The organism is Caulobacter sp. GW821-FHT09H08 (assembly GCF_059415885.1).
In genome coordinates, this window is the sequence record NZ_JBWKOC010000003.1 from 519,563 (window position 1) to 536,892 (window position 17,330).

Here is a 17,330-nt window from a genome sequence, read left to right on the forward strand (position 1 = left end):
TTACGCGCGCCAGCCGAAACCGACGCCGCGCACCGACGGACAGGCGGCCAGGCGCGAGGCCAGCACCTGGGCCCGGTCGTCGCCCTGGTCGTCGATCTCGAGCCTAATGGTCATGTGCTGACCCTCGGGAGCGGCGGACAGGGCGCGCAGGCGGGCCTGCTGGACCGAGGCCACGCCCAAGACCCGCATGAGGGCGTCGGGCGTGTCTTCGGCGGTCACGAGGAAGAGACGACGTTTCTCTTCCTCGGGTTTGGCTGCGTCTTCTACGAGGCTCACGGGCGCACCCACTGGTGCTCTACCGAGGCCGAATTCACGCCAGGCCAGGCGGCCAGGTCACGAGCCAGCAGGCGAGCGGCCTGGTCGCCCAGGTGACGGACGCGCAAGGAGGCTTCGACGATCTGGCCGACCGGCTTCATCGACAGGCCGCACAGTTCGGCGCCGCTGTCGGCGAGGCCTTGGCGGACGGCTTCCAGCGCGCTGGGGGCGTCCTGGGCGGCCAGCAGCAACTGGTGAACCGTGACGCCGTCATGGTCGCTATGGAAGGCGGGTGGGCTTGGCAGGTAGCTCATTGGGGTTGGTCCTTTGCATGAGAGCTTTTGGGACCGAGGAACCGCGCAACAAAAAACCCCGCTCGTGGGAGCGGGGCTTTTGGAGATCTTGCGATCCTTCGGCTTTGGTTTTGGTAGGATCCCTACCGCTGCTTGCGCCGATTTTGCCCCGTCCGGATGGGAACGGTTTTAATCTGGGTGTTAATCATATTCCACATCGACACCGCGCACGACATCGCAGCCACGGCGGCGAGGCCGGTGGTCACGAAAGCAGCGAAGGCGAAGGTCGATTGCATGTGGAAGCGATGAATCCCGTTAGCGCCACATACAGGTAGCGTGACGTTTGGACTTGCGCAAGGTCTTGCCTGTTGCGGAGGCGATCGGTCGCGGAGGAGGGCAGGATTTGGTTGTTTTTAGGCTGAGTGTCTAAAAACTCAGCAGTATGACGCGCCTTCTCCCCTTGCGGGAGAAGGTGGATCGCGAAGCGAGACGGATGAGGGGTTGAAGGTCCTGTCCGCCGCCCACGAAAAAGGGGCCGCCTGCGCGCCCCCTCATCCGTCAGCCTACGGCTGCCACCTTCTCCCGGAAGGGGAGAAGGAGAACTACGACCGCAGCTTCCCGCCAGCCTTTTCGGCCGCCGCAACGACCTTGGCCGAAAGCGCCTCGATATCCGCGTCGGTGAGGGTCGCCTCACGCGGCTGCACCACCACCTCGATCGCGACCGACTTGAAGCCCTCGGGCATGCCCGGGCCTTCGTAGACGTCGAACACGCGCGCGGCGGTGATCAGCGCCTTGTCGGCGCCGAGCGCGGCCTTGACCAGGTCGCCGGCCGGCTTGATCTTCTCGACCAGGAAGGCGAAGTCGCGGGTCAGCGGCATCAGGGCCGAGGGCGAGAAGGCCGGCTTGGTCTTGATCGACTTCTTCTTCGGCTCGGGGATCGCCTCCAGGGTGATCTCGAAACCGTAGACCGGGCCGGCCACGTCCAGGGCCTTCAGGACCGCCGGGTGGATCTCGCCGAACTCGGCCATGACGGCCTTCGGACCAAGCTGCAGGCGCGCCGAGCGGCCAGGATGCCACCAGGGCGAGGCCGAGCCTTGCGCCGTCTGCAGCGAGGCTACCGGGGCGCCCAGTTCTTCCAGCAGAGCCAGCAGGTCGGCCTTCACCGTGAAGACATCGCCTTGCGCCGCCTTGTCCCAGCCGCGCGGCGCCTTGGGGACCAGGATGGCCGAGACCACGGTGCGCTGGTCGTTCGGACGCTCGCCGTGGAAGGTCGGGCCGATCTCGAACAGGGCCGCGTCGGGGAATCCCCGGCGCGCGTTGCGGCCGGCCGCGTCGATCAGGTTGGGCAGCAGCGACGGGCGCATGCAGTCCAGTTCCGAGGCGATCGGATTGGCCAGCAGCAGCTCCGGCTGGCCGCCGCCGAACAGCTCGGCCGTCTTGCGGCTGGTGAAGCTGAAGGTCACCGCTTCCGAATAGCCGGCGGCCGCCAGGGCGCGACGGGCCGTGCGGCCACGAGCCTGCTTGGCGGTCAGCACGCCGCCGACGGCGCGTCCGACTTCCGGCAGCGGCGTCGAGGGCAGGGCGCCGTAGCCGGCGATGCGGGCGACTTCTTCCACCAGGTCGGCCTTGCCTTCCACGTCGCGGCGGAAGGTCGGCGGGGTCACGCAGACCGCGCTCTCGGCATGGGTGGCGAATTCGGTCGGCGAGACGTCCTTGGGAGCGTCCAGCTTGAAGCCGAGGTCGGTCAGGATCTTCAGCGACTTCTCGGGTGCGATCTCCAGGCCCGACAACTGGCCGACATAGGCCGGGTCGAACAGGACCGGCTTCGGCGCGGGCAGGACCTCGCCGACGAAGACGACTTCCGACGGCTCGCCGCCGCACAGCTCCAGGATCAGCTTGGTGGCCAGCTCGATGCCGTCGACCAGCGAACCGGTGTCGACCGTGCGGGCGAAACGGTATTGCGCGTCGCTGGCGATGCCGGTGGCGCGGCCGGTCTGGGCCGTGCGGATCGGGTCGAACCAGGCGCTTTCGACGAAGACGTCGACGGTGTCGTCCGAGCAGCCGGTGCTCTCGCCGCCCATCACGCCGCCCAGGCCGATCGGGCGTTCACCGTTGGCGTCGGCGATGACCGACATTTCCGGGGTGAGCTCGTAGGTCTTGCCGTCCAGGGCGATCAGGTGCTCGTCGCCGTTGACGCCATGGCGGCCCAGGCGCGTCGAGATCTCCGTCCCCGACAGCTTGGCGACGTCATAGACGTGCAGCGGGCGGGCGCGGTCGTAGGTGATCAGGTTGGTGATATCCACCAGGGTGCTGATCGGGCGCAGGCCGATGGCGGTCAGGCGGTCGGCCAGCCACTTGGGCGAGGGACCGTTCTTGACGCCGCGGATGTAGCGACCGGCGAAGGCCGGGCAGGCGTCGCCGTCGACCTTGACGGTGACCGGCGAGACGAAGGTCCCAGGGATCGACGCGATCGAGACGTCCTTCAGCTTGCCCACGCCGGCGGCGGCCAGGTCGCGGGCGATGCCGACGACGCCCAGCCAGTCGGGACGGTTGGGGGTCACTTCGAAGTCGATGACGGCTTCCAGGCCCAGGGCGTCCACGGCCGAGGTCCCGACCGGCAGGGCGTCGGGCAGCTCCATGATGCCGTCGCTCTCGGTGGCGTATTCCAGCTCGGCGGCCGAGCAGAGCATGCCGTTCGAGACGACGCCGCGCACCGGCTTCTCGACCAGGGTCACGTCCAGGCCGGGCACATAGGCGCCGATCGGGGCGTAGATGGTGGTCAGGCCCGGGCGGGCGTTCGGCGCGCCGCAGACGATCTCCTTGCGGCCGTCGACGGTGTCGACCTGGCAGACCTGGAGACGGTCGGCGTTCGGGTGGCGGGCGGCCTCGACGATCTTGCAGACCGTGAACGGGGCCAGCTTGGTCGCCGGGTCAATGACGTGCTCGACCTCGAGCCCGGCCATGGTCATGGCCGCGACGATCTCGGGGACGGTGGCGGTGGTCTCAAGGTGATCCTTGAGCCAGGAGAGGGTGAATTTCATCGTCTTGCGTCTCCAAGCCCCGGCGCTGGGCGGCGGGGTTGGTGGAATTCCAGAAGGGCGATCAGGACAGGCCGCTGGCCGGGTTCGGCGCGGCGAAGGCGCTGAACCCGTAGTGCGACAGCCAGCGGACGTCCGACGACCACATGTCGCGAAGGTCCGGCATGCCGTACTTCAGCATGCCCAGGCGATCGACGCCCATGCCGAAGGCGAAGCCCTGGTACTCGTCCGGATCGATGCCGCAGGCGCGCAGCACGTTCGGGTGAACCATGCCGCAGCCCAGGATCTCGAGCCACGACGTGCCCTGGCCGATCTTGATCTCGCCGCCCGAGCGGTCGCACTGCACGTCCATCTCGGCCGACGGCTCGGTGAACGGGAAGTGGTGCGGACGGAACTGGGTCGTCACCGCGTCGGTCTCGAAGAACCGGGCCAGGAACGTCTCCAGGGTCCACTTCAGGTGGCCCATGTGGATGCCCTTGTCGATCACCAGGCCCTCGACCTGGTGGAACACCGGCGTGTGGGTGGCGTCGTTGTCCACGCGATAGGTGCGGCCCGGCGCGATGATGCGGATCGGCGGCTTCTGCGAGACCATCGTCCGCACTTGGACCGGGCTGGTGTGCGTGCGCAGCAGCATCCGCTCGCCCGTCTCCTTCGTGTTGAAGAAGAAGGTGTCGTGCATTTCGCGGGCCGGGTGCTTCTCGGGGAAGTTCAGGGCCGTGAAGTTGTGGAAGTCGTCCTCGATGTCAGGACCCTCGGCCACGGCGAAGCCCATCTCGGCGAAGATGGCGACCATCTCGTCCATGGTCTGCATGGTCGGGTGGACGCTGCCCTTGCGCCGGTGCGGGGCGGGCAGGGACAGGTCCAGCGTCTCGCTGGCCAGGCGCGCGTCGAGCTCGGCGGCTTCGAGGCCGGCCTTCTTCTCGGCGATGGCGGTGGTGACCTTGTCGCGGAGCGCGTTGATGGCCGCGCCGCGGTCCTTGCGCTCCTCGGGGGTCATCGCGCCCAGGGTCTTGAGCAGGCCCGAGACGGAGCCGGTCTTGCCGACGGCGGCCACGCGGACGGCGTCGAGCGCTTGGAGGTCCGCAGCGCCGGCCACCTGGGCCAGGACGTCGGATTCGAGGGTGTTGAGATCGGTCATGACGGGCATCCGTCTAGGCGGTTTCAGGACGTTTCGAAACCCTGCGAAGGCAGGGGGAGGAACGTTTCGCGCAGCAAAAAGCCCTCCGGTTCGCACCGGAGGGCTTTTCTAGATCGCAATCGGGACGAACCCGATAAAGACCTTAGGCGGCCAGGGCGGTGCGGACCTTGTCAGCAATGGCCTTGAACGCAACCGGGTCGGCGCCGGCGATGTCGGCGAGGACCTTACGGTCGATCACGATACCCGCCACGTCCAGGCCGTGGATAAATTGCGAGTAGGTGAAGCCTTCCAGACGGGCGCCAGCGTTGATGCGCTGGATCCAGAGCGAGCGGAAGGCGCGCTTGCGCACCTTGCGGTCGCGGTAGGCGTACTGGCCGGCCTTGTCGACCGCGGCCTTAGCCGTACGGATGGTGTTCTTGCGGCGGCCGTAGAAGCCTTTCGCCTGTTCAAGAACCTTCTTGTGCTTGGCGTGAGCAACGACGCCACGTTTAACGCGAGCCATATGTCAGCGCTCCTCTTAAAGGCCGTAGGGCAGGTACGAACGGATGGTCTTGGCGTCAGCCTCGCTCATCACCTTCGTTCCGCGGTTTTGGCGGATGTACTTGCCGTTGTGGCCGATCAGACGGTGGCGCTTGCCGGCGACGCCGGCTTTCAGCTTACCCGTGGCCGTGATCTTGAAGCGCTTCTTAGCGCCCGACTTGGTCTTCAACTTAGGCATTTCGCGTCGGAGCTTTCGCCCCGTCCTCTAGGATAGCAAGACGAACCGCCATGGCATGCCAATTGGCCAGGCGGTTCCGGAAAGGCGGGGTTAGTAGGCGAAAGACTCGCCGAACGCAAGCGTTTAGGCCGTCCCCGGTCAATTCGGCGGATTGTTCTTCTCCAGGAAGGTAACCATGGCCGCCAGGGTCTGCTGGCGGGTGGCTTCGCGCGAGAGGTAATGGTCCTCGGCGCTGAGGCTGACGAACTCCACCGGCTTCTTGGCGCGTTCCAGCGCGTCGCGCATGGTGGTGCTCTGGTCGTAGTAGACGACGGTGTCGTCCTTGCCGTGGATCAGCAGCACCGGACCGTCGGCCTGGGCGGCGAAGTTGGCCGGCGAGCGCTGGTCCAGCTTCGGATCCGAGGCCCCGCTGACGCCCATGTAGCGTTTCCAGTACCGCATGGTCATGCCGTCGGCGCCGCCCTGGAGCGTTTCCTTGGTCAGCATCTTGGAGAGGTCCGACACGCCGGCGATGGCCACCGCGCAGCGATAGACGCCCTTGTCCAGGGTGATGCCGGCCAGGGCCGCGTAGCCGCCGTAGCTGGCGCCGGCGATGCAGACGCGCTTGGGATCGATGGTCCCGGCCTTGGCCAGGGCGCGGACGCCGTCCGAAAGGTCGGTCTGCATCTTGCCGCCCCATTCGCCGTAGGCCGCGTCGATGAAGTCCTGGCCATAGCCGGACGAGCCGCGGAAGTTCGGCTGCAGCACGGCATAGCCGCGCGAGGCCAGGCCCTGGGCGATCCAGTCGAAGCCGGCGATGTCGCGCGCCTGCGGGCCGCCGTGGGGCAGGACGATCAGCGGCAGGTTCTTGGCCGGACGACCGGGCGGCAGGGTGAGGTAGCCGTTGATCTCCAGGCCGTCGGCGGCCTTGTACTTGATGCCGCTGACGGGGCCGACATCGGCGCCGGTCAGGTCGGGATAGGCGCCGCCGATCCGCTTCACCTTCTTGGCCGTCAGGTCGACGAGGTAGTAGCCGCCGGGCTCGGTCCCGCCTTCGACGAAGACGACCAGCTTGGCGTAGTCGGGCGTGAAGGAGGCCAAGGCCAACTGGCGGCCGGCGAAGGCCTGGGTGACCAGCGACCAGGCGGCGGCCAGCCGGGGCTCCTTCATGTCGTAGACGCGCAGCACCTCGTGGTGGGTGTAGGCGACGATGCGCTCGTCGATGTCGCGCACATAGCCGACCTCGCCATCGCCGATCGGCGCGCCGAGCTTGCCGTCGGCGATGTTCAGCGGGCGGAGATCCCAGCCGCCTTCCTTGTCGTCGTGGACGTTGAGGATGATCGACTGCTCGTCCAGCGAACGGCCGACGATGTCGGGCGTGTCGATCCTGGCGTCGACGGCCAGGGTCTCGCGCCAGCCACCGCCGTCGCGCAGCTCCAGCGTCCAGCGGCCTTGCTGGCGGTCGTACTTGCTGCGGGCGATCACATCGCCGTTGGCCTTATGCAGGTATTCGCCGGTCGTGTAGTCGCCGCGCTGGTGCAACTGGCCGATGCCGCTCTCGGGATCGATGCGGTAGAGGTCGAGGCTGCCGTCCTTGTTCTGCATGCTGGGGCCGCTGCGGGCCATCAGGCCGGCATAGATCACCGGCTTGCCCTCGTAGGAGCCGCCGCTGGCCCCGAACAGCACGTTGAGCACGGGCGTGGCGGTGCGCTTGGGCACGGCCACGGCGTCGCCGCTGGCCACGTTCAGGCTGGCGCCGAGGGCGAACTCGCCAGCGTAGAACACCTCGGAGACGGTCGTGGTCTCGGTGATCTGGATCAGGACGTGGTTGGCGTCGGTCCACTGCACGGCCCGCACTTTGCGGTCGCCCATCTCCAGCGTGCGCAGGATGGTCCCGTCGACGCCCTGCACCACGATGGTCGAGCGAGCGCCTTCGTTGCGGATATAGGCCAGCTTCTGGCCGTCGGCCGAGATCTCGACCGAGCTCATGCCCGGCAGGCGGCCATAGGCCGAGAGCGGAGCGGCGGCGGCCGCGCCGACCAGCGCCAGCGCTACCGCCGCGCCGGCGAAGTACTTGAACATGAAATCCTCACAACCAGACTGGGCTAGATCGTTATGGGCGCCGCCCTGGGTTGTCCAGAGCGCCAGGTCGCCTGGACCTAAGCCGCGTTCTTGGTCCTGTGGACGATGACCAGGGCGAAGCCGATGGCCGGCAGCATCAAGGCCGCGCCGAACCAGTAGGGACCGCCGATGGCGATCCCGAACAGCGGGCCGGCCAGCAGGGGGCCGCCGATGCGGGCCAGCGAGCCGGCGGCCATGTTCAGGCCTAGCATCTGGCCCTGACGGTCGGGCGGGCTGGCGCGGGAGATCAGGGCGGCCACGCACGGGAAGACCAGCGACTGGCCGAAGGCGGTGCAGCCGACCGCCACGACGGCCAGGGTCGGGACGGTGACGAACGGGGTGATCAGCAGGGTCAGCGAGATGATCGACAGGCCCGTCGCCAGCACGCGCCCCTCGCCGAAGCGGCGGGCGAGGCGACCGGTCAGCATGCCCTGGCCGACCGAGGCGATGACGCCGATGATCGCGAAACAGGCGGCCACCTGGCTGGCGCCCCAGCCGAAGCGCTTGTCGGCATAGAGGCCGAACACCGCCTCCATCCCGGCGAAGGCGCCGGTCGAGATCAGGGTGACCAGCAGGACGCGCGACAGGATCGGGTGGGCGGCCGCGGCGGCCAGGGCCTCGCGGCGGCGGGGCTGGATCACGTCGGAGGCGGCCGGCGCGCGGCTCTCGGCCACGAACAGGACGACGCCCAGGGCGGCGGTCCCGGCCATAGCGGCGGCCAGGAACAGCGGCAGCTGGTAGCCCAGATGTCCCGCGCCCGGATGGATGACCATGACCAGGGCCGGGCCGATCACGAAGCCCGCCCCGAAGGCCGAGCCCAGCAGGCCCATGCGCCCGGCCCGCTTCTCGGGCGGGGTGACGTCGGCCATGTAGCCCTGGATCGTCGAGATGTTGCCGCTGCCGAAGCCGCCGACAAGGCGGATGGCCATGGCGATCCAGATGTTCGGCGCGAAGGCCAGGGCCAGATAGGCCAGGGTGTTGGCGATGATGGTGACGATCAGCACCGGCCGCCGGCCGATGCGGTCGGACATCCGTCCCCAGAACGGCTCGCCGAAGAACTGGCCCAGGCTGTAGGCGGCGAACATGGTCGTCACCTGCCAAGGGGCCGCGTTCATCGACTTGGCGTAGAAGGGCAGCAGCGGGATGACCACGCCGAAGCCCACCAGGTTGATGAACACAACCAGGAGCAGGACGGCCAGGGCGCGGTTGCTGTGGGCGGGTTCGGACATCAGGACGCGCGGTTTACGCCCGAACCCAAGGCTTGGCGACCCTGGGCTGCCCCGGGGTCAAACGAGCCTCAGTCGGGCGGGTTGTTCTTTTCGACGAAGGCGACGGTCTCGGTCAGCATCTTCAGACGGCTCGCGCCGCGCGACAGCCAGTGGTCCTCGCTCTCCAGCGTGACGAAGTTCACGGGCTTGCCGGCCTTGCGCAGGGCGTTGGCCATGGCCTCGCTCTGGTCGTAGCGCACGACCGTGTCGTCCTTGCCGTGGATCAGCAGGACCGGGATGTCGACCTTGTCGGCCAGGCGGGCGGGCGAGATGGCGGTGAGGTCCGGGTCGGTGATCCCTTCCGCGCCCATGAAGCGCAGCCAGTAGCGCTGCGAGGCCGAGGCCTCGCCGTTGTGGGCCTCGCGGTTCGAGAGCAGCATCTTCTTCAGGTCGGAAGGACCCGCGACCGAGACGGCGCAGCGATAGACGCCCCGGTCCAGCGTCGCGCCCGCCAGGGCCGCGTAGCCGCCATAGCTGGCCCCGACGATGCAGACGCGCTTGGGGTCGACGAGGCCTTGCTTGGCGAGGTCGCGGACGCCGTCCGACAGGTCGGTCTGCATCTTCTTGCCCCACTCGCCGAAGCCGGCCTTGATGAAGTCCCAGCCAAAGCCCTCGGAGCCGCGGAAGTTGGGCTGCAGCACCGCGTAGCCGCGCGAGGCCATGGCCTGGCTCCACCAGTCGAAGCCGGGCGTGTCGCGTCCCTCGGGCCCGCCGTGCGGCAGGACGATCAGCGGCAGGTTCCTGGCTTCCTTGCCTAGCGGCAGGGTCAGGTAGCCGGTGATCTCCAGCCCGTCGACCGCCTTGTACTTGATCGGGCGCACCGGCGAGAGCGTCTTGGAATTCACGCCCTTGTAGATGTCGCCCAGCCAGGCGGCCTGCTTGGCGTTGAGGTCCACCAGCGCGTAGGCCGCGCCTTCCACGGCCGAGTCCACGCGGACGATCACGCGTCGCCGATCCTTGGACCACGACTCCAGTGTCACGCGGTCACCCTGGAAGGCCTTGATGACCGCGTTCCAGGTCTTCTGGCTGGTTGCGTCGAAGAAGGTGTAGGTCAGGTCGTCGCCCTTGAACGCATAGCCGCCCAGCAGGGCCAGGGTGTCGGGATCGTGGATCAGGCCCGTCAGGTCCTTGCCGCCGGGCAGGTCCTCGAATTCGCCGACGCCACGATATTCGCGCAGGACCTCCTGGTCCTTGTCGTCGGTGCGCCAGACCAGGATCGACTTGCCGTCGCGGCCGAAGCCGGAGATGCCGTACGAGCCCATCGGCGTGTCGGCCTCGTCCACGGTCTTCCAGGTCGAGCCGATCTTCATGCGCAGGCTCCAGCGGCCGCGCTTGCTGTCATAGACCGACTGGGCCGCCGGCTCGCCCTGGGCGTCGACCAGCCAGCTGTCGGTGTCGATGCGCGCGCCGTAGTCCATCATCCGCGTGGTGTTGCTGCGCAGGCTGACGCGGAAGAGGGTGTTGACGCCCTGCTCGTTGACGAAGTGCACGCCCTCAAGGAACACCACCGGCTCGCCGTTGATCGTCCGGACCATGGGCGAACCGATGATGACGTTCATCGAGTCCTGCTGGTTGCGCAGCAGGGGCGTCTGCTTCCTGGTGACCAGGTTGAAGTCGGTCGCCATGTAGTATTCGCGCTTGGGACCCATCAGTCCGAACACTTCGGTGGTCTGGGACACGATGAGGATGATGTGCTCCTCGCCGGCCCAGGTGACGCCCCTAACCTTGTTCGTCCCCAGGACCATGCCGGACAGGATGCCGCCGCCGACCTGGCGGATGCTGAGCAGGCGCTGCTCGCCGTTGGTGACGATCACGGCCAGCTTGGAGCCGTCCGGCGAGATGCTGACGTCCTCGATGGAGGGCAGGGCGCCGAAGATGGCGAGATCGGGTTTCTCGGCCGCCAGGACCGGCGAAGCGAATAACGCAAGGCACGCCATACCGGCGGCGAACAGGGTCTTAAGCACGTGTACTCCCCAAACTTGGCGAAACTCTACCAGAGGGTGCGTGGCTGTCGAGGCGCGCGACATGGGATAGGGCGCAAAAACAAAGCGCCCCGGCCGCAGGGGCCGGGGCGCTTCGTTGTCTACCTGTGACGATCGAGTCTAGCGCGGAGCCAGGATCATGATCATCTGACGGCCTTCCATGCGCGGCTCGTACTCGACCTTGGCGACTTCGTCGAAGTCGGCCTTGACCTTCTGGAGCAGCTTCATGCCGAGCTCGGGGTGCGCCATTTCACGACCGCGGAAGCGCAGGGTGACCTTCACCTTGTCGCCTTCCTCGAAGAAACGGGTCATGGCCTTGGCCTTAACCTCGTAGTCGTGGATGTCGATGTTCGGGCGGAGCTTGATTTCCTTGAGCTCGACGACCTTCTGCCGCTTGCGCGCCTCGTTCTTCTTCTTCTGCTCCTGGAACTTGAACTTGCCATAGTCCAGGATCTTGCAGACGGGCGGATTGGCGTTCGGAACGATTTCCACCAGGTCCAGGCCAGCTTCCTCGGCCGCTTCCATAGCGGACGCGGTCGGCATCTCGCCTTGCTTCTCGCCGTGTTGGTCGATCAGCAGGACGCGCGGGACGCGGATGTCTTCGTTGATACGCGGTCCGTCTTTAACGGGCGGCGTTTGCATAGGACGGCGAATAGGGACGGCTCCGGTACTGTTGATAGGGGTATAGCTGAACGCATACGCGCCGCACTGGGCGCGCCGCGAGAACCTGATATATGACGCGCCGGCCGCGCTGTATCAAGCGACGGCAGCCAAAGAGATGCCAAGCGGGTCCAGTTTTTTCTGATCCAGTGGGCGCCCGGACGGTCTTTCGGGAAAATAGGGACGGAAACGGACGGGTGGGGACGAGTTTTCCCTGATCCAGAAGCCTGTCGCGACTCATGCCCGAACACCGCCACACGACCCTGGAGGACATCCACGCCCTCCTGATCGGCTCCAGCTTCATCGCCGTGGGCCTGACCCTGCTGAAGGCCGCCGGCCTGGTCACCGGCGGCGTCGCCGGGGTGGCGCTGATCGTCTCGTATCTGAGCGGCTGGCCGGTGGGCGTGGTGTTCTTCGTCCTGAACCTGCCGTTCTACGTCCTGGCGCAACGGACCCTGGGCTGGACCTTCACCTTCAAGACCCTGGCGACCAACCTGCTGCTGGCGGGCCTGGCCTTCGCCATGCCGTTCTGGCTGAAGGTCGGCAGCGTGGACCCGATCTTCTCGGCGGTGTTCGGCGGCACGATCATCGGCATGGGCATCCTGGCCCTGGCGCGGCACCGGTCCAGCGTCGGCGGGGTGGGGGTGCTGGCCCTCTATCTGCAGGAGCGCCGGGGGATCAGCGCCGGCAAGGTGCAACTGGCGGCCGACTGCCTGGTCGTGGCGGCGGCCTTCTTCACGATCCCCTTCGACAAGCTGCTGCTGTCCATCGCCAGCGCCGTGGCGCTGAGCGCGGTGATCATCGCCAACCACAAGCCTGGACGTTACGCGGGCTACTGACGCCTCGCGCAGCGTCCGGTTGCGCGCGGGGTGGGCAGTTCGGTGCATTCTCGCCGGTCGTGTGCGATCAGGCGCGGGCGGCGGCGCCGGATCGGCGAGACTGGTCTCGCACCGGGCAAGGGCGTCCGGCGCTTCGGGAAGCAAGGACGCTTCGATGTAACGCGAGCCAGTGGGCTCGCGAGATCGAGAGCGTCATGGCCGCCTTCAGTCTCTCTCTCCACAACGCCCCCGCTGCCGCTTGCCGCGCCGTCGAACTGGACGCGCCGCCGCCCGGCCTGAAGGATCACCTGGGCGCCCTGATCGATCAGGCCGGCCGCCAGCGGATGCTGTCCCACCGCGCCGTGATGTTCCTGGCCCTGGCGCGCGGCGAGCAGGCGCTGGACGCGCGGGGCTCGGCCCGCGCCGCCGCCCAGTCCTTCGCGGGGATCGCCGAGCGCTTTTCGGGACGCAAGACGGCCGGGGATTTGCCGGCGGCGGTCCAGGCCTGGCTGGCGCGGCTGATCGAGGTGCGCGCGCCGGCCTACCAGCCGTCCTGCAACCGCTTCCTGCGCGACTTCGAGGTGCTGACCGCGGATGGCGAGGGGGGCCGCGAACGCGACCTGAACCGCCTGGCCGAGTTCGTGGCTCAGGGGCTGCTGACCGCCCTGAACGAGCTGGTCGCCGTGCTGAGCGCGGAGCTGGCCGCCATCGTCGAGCGCGAGCGCACCCAGGCCAAGGCCGCCGGCGTCACGGCCGGCCAGCTGCTGGAGGAGATCGAGGAGATCGGCGCGCGGGTGCGGATGATCTCGATCAACGCCCTGATCCAGGCCACCCGGCGGGCGAGGCCGGAGCGGGCTTCGCGGTGATCGCCAACGAGATCAAGGACCTGGCCGGCCGCATGCAATCGGCCACCCAGCGGATCATGCGGGATCTGGGGGTGCTGCTCGCGCGGTGACCTAATGAGGCAGCAGGGCCATCGCCGCGCTGGCGACGGTGCTGACGGGCAGGGCCTTCAGGTCCGGCGAGCGTATCACCGCCACGTGGCCGCGCGGGCCGCACAGCTCGGGATCCGAGGCGTCGGAGAACAGGGCGATGGTCGGCGCGCCGGCGGCGGCCAGCAGGTGGGTCGGACCGGTGTCGTTGCCGACCACCAGGGCCGCCTTGGCGCCGAGCACGGCCAGCTGCGCGAAGTCGGTGCGGCCGGTCAGGTCGCGGGCGCCGCCCGTGGCCTTCTGGATGTGGCGCGCCATGGCGCTCTCCTGCGGACCGCCGATGACGACGATGTCCAGGCCCCGGGCCTTGAGGTGCGAAGCGAGTTGAGAATAGCACTCGACCGGCCAGCGCTTCTCGGGCCGGTGGGCCGAGCCGCCGGGCACGAACAGGACATAGGGCTTGGGCGTGGCGGCGCCGGCGACGGGGCGCGGCTCCTTGTGCTTGCGCAGGATCCACGACAGGTCCGGCGGCGGGGCGCTGCCGTGCTCGGTCGGGGCGTCGGGCCAGATGCCGGCGGCGCGAAGCTGGTCGGCGTGACGCTCCAGCGTGTGCATGTGCAGGCGAGCCGTGCCCTTCTGCGGCAGGGCGCAACCGAAGGCGATGCCGTTCCACTGCGGCGGGAACGGACGCAGCGCCTGGAAGTACCAGTTGGTCCGGCTGTTGGTCTGCAGGTCGTAGATGCGATCGTAGCGGGCTTTGCGCACCCGGCCGAGCATGGCCATGGTCTCGCCGACGTCGCCGGGGCGGCCGTCGGTCTCGACCGTATTGAAATAGGGGCTGAGCTTGGCCAGGGCCTCGAACGGCGGGGTGGTCAGCAGGGTGATCTTGGCCTTGGGGTGAGCCTCGCGGATCTTCTTCATCGCCGCCAGGGCCAAGACGAAGTCGCCCAGCGCGCCAAGCTTGATGACCAGGACCTTTTTGATCTCCTTGCTCAAGACGAACGCTCCAAACCCCGAGCCTCAAGGACACGGGCATACACCTTGAGCGTCGCTTCGCACATCGCGTCCACTGAATACAACCGTCGCGCACGCGTACGGGCCGCAAGGCCCATGGTTTGACGTCCGGCAGCGCCAATTTCGCAGGCCGCCAGCAGGGCGTCGGCCCACGCCTCGGCGTCGCCGGGCTTGACCAGCCAGCCGGTTTCGCCGGGTGCGACGGTCTCGCGCGTCGCGCCGTGGTCGGAGGCCAGGACCGGGCGGCCCATCACCTGCGGCTCGACGGCGGTGCGGCCGAAGGCTTCGGGCTCCAGCGAAGGGGCTATGGCCAGGTCGGCCAGCAGATAGGCCGCCGGCATGTCGTCGCAGTGCCCGACCAGCCTGACAGCGTCCTCCAGGCCGGCGGCGGCGATGGCGGTGGTCAGTTCGGCACGATAGCCCTTGCGGCCCTGGTCGTCGCCGACCAGCAGCAGCAGGACCTTGTCCTGGCCCCGCGCCTTCAATAGCGCCATGGCCTCGACCAGCAGCGCCTGGCCCTTCCAGCGGGTCAGGCGACCGGCCAGCAGCACCTTGAGCCGGCGCTCGCCCGGTTCGATCCCCCAGGCCTTGCGCAGGGTCTCGATGCGGTCGGCGCTGACCACGCCCGGCTCGAAGCGCGAAAGATCGACGCCGCGCGGGATGGCCACGACCTTCTCGGGCGCGATGCCGTGTTCGCGGATCACGTGGTCGCGCGTGTACTCGGAATTGGCGATGACCAGGTCGCCCTTGGTCATGACCGCGTTGTACCAGCGCTTGAGATTGGACTTGGCGTTGTAGACGCCGTGATAGGTGGCCACGAACGGCGTCTTGGTGGCGTGCGCGGCCCACAGGGCGCTGAAGGCCGGGGCGCGTGAGCGGGCGTGGACCAGGCTGACCTTCTCGCGGCGGATCAGGTCGATCAGGCGGGCGGCGTTGCCCAGCATGATCAGCGGGTTCTTGGACTGGGCCGGCATCTGGGCCAGGCGACCGCCGTCGGCCTCCAGGCGCGCGGCCATGCGTCCGCCCTTGGTGGCCACCAGGGCCTTGCCGCCTTGCGCCACCACCGCATGAGCGACATCAATCGTGGTCTGCTCGGCGCCGCCGGTTTCCAGTTCCGGCGTCACTTGCAGCAGGGTGAACTCGGCGGGTAGCTCGGGCACGCGACTCTCGCGAAAACAACGCGGTTTTAGTTACCGAAAGGATCGAGGCGACGCCATGACCGAATCCCGGGGTGTCTTGCCGCGCGAAGACGGCTTGAACGTGGCGTTCCGACGCGTCGATGGCGAAGGGCCGACCGTCGTCTGGCTGGGCGGCTTCCATTCCGACATGACCGGGACCAAGGCCGAGGTGCTGGCCGAGCAGGCCAGGGCGACCGGCGGCAACTACGTCCGCTTCGACTATTTCGGCCACGGCGAGTCGGAGGGCGCGTTCAAGGACGGCACGATCAGCCGCTGGCGCGCGGACGCCCTGGCGGTGATCGACGACCTGACCGAAGGACCGCTGGTGCTGGTCGGCTCGTCCATGGGCGGCTGGCTGTCGTGCCTTGCGGCCATCGCGCGGCCGGAGCGGGTCAAGGCCCTGGTGCTGATCGCCCCGGCGCCGGACTTCACCGAGAAGCTGATGGAGCCCGAGCTCTCGGACGCGGCCAGGGCGGCCATCGCCAAGGACGGCTTCTGGATCCGGCCGTCCGAGTATGATGACGGCGGCTACCCGATCACCCGCGACCTGCTGGAGGACGGGGCGCGGTGGTCGATCCTGCCGGGGCCCGTGCCGATCGACGTCCCAGTGCGCGTCCTGCAGGGCGGGGCCGATCCCGATGTGCCGTGGACCCACGCGCTGGAGCTGGCCAACGCCCTGGCCTCCGACGACGTGGTCTTCACCCTGATCAAGGACGGCGATCACCGCCTGTCGCGCCCGCAGGACCTGCAGCGCCTCGTGGCCGCCGTCGCCGAAGCCAAGGGCCTGGCCGAACCGGAGGAGGGCGACCTGGTGAGTCGCCGCCTGGCGCGGGCGGCGCGCCTGCGCAATGCGGCGGGGCTGGATGCGGTGGGCATCACGCCGCGCGCGCCGGCGATCGACGACGAGTAGCCTCTAGCCGCCCACCCTCAAAATCCCCGCCAGCCCCTCTCGATACGTCGGATACGCCGGCCGCCACCCCAGTTCCGCCTTTGCCCGCGCGTTCGAGACGCGCTTGTTCTCGGCGTAGAACCGTCGCGTGGCCGGCGACATGCCCAGTTCGTTGAACGGCAGGTCCGGCGGGACCGGGACGCCCAGCAGGCGCGCGGCGTGCTCCATCACGTCCTGCGGCGGGGCGGGGGCGTCGTCGACGAGGTTGTAGATCCCGCCCGCGCGCGGCCGGTCCAGCGAGGCCAGCAGGCCCGAGACGATGTCCTCGACATGGATGCGGCTGAAGACTTGGCCCGGCTTGACGATCCGGCGGCCTTCGCCGGCGCGCAGGCGGTCGAGCGCGCTGCGGCCGGGGCCGTAGATGCCGGGCAGGCGGAAGGTCGTGACCGTCAGGCCCATGCCGCGCCCGACCTGGCGCCAGTCGCGCTCGGCCCCGACCCGGCGGGCGCCCTCGACCGATTGAGCTTTTAACGGAGAAGTCTCGAAGACCCAGCGGCCCTCGAAGTCGCCATAGACGCCCGTGGTCGACAGATAGCCGATCCAGTCGGGGAAGGCCTGCGCCTGGGCCAGAGCCGGAATCACCGATTCCAGGGCCGGGCAGCCGTCGGGGCCGGGCGGCGAGGTGACCAGGATCGCGTTCACGCCGACGAGGGCGGCGGCCATGGCGTCGCGGTCATTCGGATCGGCGGGCGTGATTCCCTTGGCGCGCAGAGTGGCGGCCTGATCGGCGTCCCGCGCCGTGGCGGCGATCTCCCAACCGCGCGCCCGCAAGGCGTTGGCGAAGGCCTCGCCGACATAGCCCAGACCGAACACGAACAGACGCAACGCTAGAACTCCGCCCCCAGGAAACCCTGACCCAAACCCGTCCAGATCAAGCCTCGGAAAAAACCCTCTCCGCAACCCCTCAAAGGGCGCTTGCCAAGCGCGAAGCCCTCTGCCATAAGCCGCCTCCTCGTCGCGGGGCGCTCTTCCGAGCCCCTCCGATGC

General features: G+C 68.3%; 17 protein-coding genes. 3 read left to right on the forward strand and 14 right to left on the reverse strand.

Translation table 11 applies throughout. The features are described from left to right. The 11 genes from AC07NN_RS12030 to infC form a co-directional block, all read right to left on the reverse strand. The gene (locus AC07NN_RS12030; RefSeq protein ID WP_494640972.1) at positions 1 to 288 is read right to left on the reverse strand and encodes a hypothetical protein; all 288 of its coding nucleotides are present in this window, start codon (positions 286 to 288) and stop codon (positions 1 to 3) included. Further along, positions 273 to 569 (reverse strand): hypothetical protein, encoded by a 297-nt coding sequence (locus tag AC07NN_RS12035; RefSeq protein WP_494640974.1) that lies wholly within the window; start codon positions 567 to 569, stop codon positions 273 to 275. Before AC07NN_RS12035 ends, AC07NN_RS12030 begins: the two co-directional genes overlap by 16 nt. A gap of 122 nt (positions 570 to 691) precedes the next feature. Continuing rightward, positions 692 to 844: a hypothetical protein gene (locus AC07NN_RS12040; protein WP_492812744.1), complete on the reverse strand. Its 153-nt coding sequence runs from the start codon at positions 842 to 844 to the stop codon at positions 692 to 694. Between the two features lie 306 nt (positions 845 to 1,150). Next, positions 1,151 to 3,589 carry a phenylalanine--tRNA ligase subunit beta gene (pheT, locus tag AC07NN_RS12045; protein WP_494640975.1) on the reverse strand — a complete coding sequence of 813 codons (2,439 nt, stop codon included), beginning with the start codon at positions 3,587 to 3,589 and terminating at the stop codon, positions 1,151 to 1,153. A gap of 61 nt (positions 3,590 to 3,650) precedes the next feature. Next, positions 3,651 to 4,724, reverse strand: a complete 1,074-nt coding sequence (gene pheS / locus AC07NN_RS12050; RefSeq protein WP_494640977.1) for a phenylalanine--tRNA ligase subunit alpha — start codon at positions 4,722 to 4,724, stop codon at positions 3,651 to 3,653. 142 nt (positions 4,725 to 4,866) lie between these two features. Beyond that, entirely contained in the window at positions 4,867 to 5,226 is a 360-nt protein-coding gene (gene rplT / locus AC07NN_RS12055) for a 50S ribosomal protein L20 (RefSeq protein WP_494640979.1), read from the reverse strand. 15 nt (positions 5,227 to 5,241) lie between these two features. Then, on the reverse strand, positions 5,242 to 5,442 hold the full coding sequence (gene rpmI / locus AC07NN_RS12060) for a 50S ribosomal protein L35 (protein WP_018061454.1): 201 nt from the start codon (positions 5,440 to 5,442) through the stop codon (positions 5,242 to 5,244). Positions 5,443 to 5,580: 138 nt separating this feature from the next. Beyond that, on the reverse strand, positions 5,581 to 7,503 hold the full coding sequence (locus AC07NN_RS12065; protein WP_494640981.1) for an alpha/beta hydrolase family protein: 1,923 nt from the start codon (positions 7,501 to 7,503) through the stop codon (positions 5,581 to 5,583). A 77-nt stretch (positions 7,504 to 7,580) separates the two neighbouring features. After that, on the reverse strand, positions 7,581 to 8,771 hold the full coding sequence (locus AC07NN_RS12070; protein WP_494640983.1) for an MFS transporter: 1,191 nt from the start codon (positions 8,769 to 8,771) through the stop codon (positions 7,581 to 7,583). Between the two features lie 68 nt (positions 8,772 to 8,839). After that, entirely contained in the window at positions 8,840 to 10,747 is a 1,908-nt protein-coding gene (locus tag AC07NN_RS12075; protein WP_494641909.1) for an alpha/beta hydrolase family protein, read from the reverse strand. A gap of 165 nt (positions 10,748 to 10,912) precedes the next feature. Beyond that, complete coding sequence (infC, locus tag AC07NN_RS12080) at positions 10,913 to 11,434, reverse strand: translation initiation factor IF-3 (protein ID WP_494640985.1); 522 nt, start codon at positions 11,432 to 11,434, stop codon at positions 10,913 to 10,915. 257 nt (positions 11,435 to 11,691) lie between these two features. On the opposite strand from infC, the gene AC07NN_RS12085 reads away from it, so the two are divergent. Continuing rightward, positions 11,692 to 12,291, forward strand: coding sequence for a YitT family protein (locus tag AC07NN_RS12085; protein ID WP_494640987.1), 600 nt, complete (start codon positions 11,692 to 11,694; stop codon positions 12,289 to 12,291). A gap of 194 nt (positions 12,292 to 12,485) precedes the next feature. Further along, entirely contained in the window at positions 12,486 to 13,136 is a 651-nt protein-coding gene (locus AC07NN_RS12090) for a hypothetical protein (protein ID WP_494640988.1), read from the forward strand. 90 nt (positions 13,137 to 13,226) lie between these two features. Here AC07NN_RS12090 and AC07NN_RS12095 read toward each other — a convergent pair whose 3' ends face one another. Both AC07NN_RS12095 and AC07NN_RS12100 read right to left on the reverse strand, forming a co-directional pair. Next, positions 13,227 to 14,198 (reverse strand): glycosyltransferase family 9 protein, encoded by a 972-nt coding sequence (locus tag AC07NN_RS12095; RefSeq protein WP_494640990.1) that lies wholly within the window; start codon positions 14,196 to 14,198, stop codon positions 13,227 to 13,229. Next, positions 14,195 to 15,376 (reverse strand): glycosyltransferase family 4 protein, encoded by a 1,182-nt coding sequence (locus tag AC07NN_RS12100; RefSeq protein ID WP_494640992.1) that lies wholly within the window; start codon positions 15,374 to 15,376, stop codon positions 14,195 to 14,197. Before AC07NN_RS12100 ends, AC07NN_RS12095 begins: the two co-directional genes overlap by 4 nt. A gap of 55 nt (positions 15,377 to 15,431) precedes the next feature. Between AC07NN_RS12100 and AC07NN_RS12105 the strand changes: the two genes are divergently transcribed. Continuing rightward, the gene (locus AC07NN_RS12105; protein ID WP_494640994.1) at positions 15,432 to 16,304 is read left to right on the forward strand and encodes an alpha/beta hydrolase; all 873 of its coding nucleotides are present in this window, start codon (positions 15,432 to 15,434) and stop codon (positions 16,302 to 16,304) included. 3 nt (positions 16,305 to 16,307) lie between these two features. Here the strand turns inward: AC07NN_RS12105 and AC07NN_RS12110 are convergent, their stop codons facing one another. Then, positions 16,308 to 17,168, reverse strand: coding sequence for an SDR family oxidoreductase (locus tag AC07NN_RS12110; protein ID WP_494640996.1), 861 nt, complete (start codon positions 17,166 to 17,168; stop codon positions 16,308 to 16,310). Between the last annotated feature and the right edge of the window lie 162 nt (positions 17,169 to 17,330).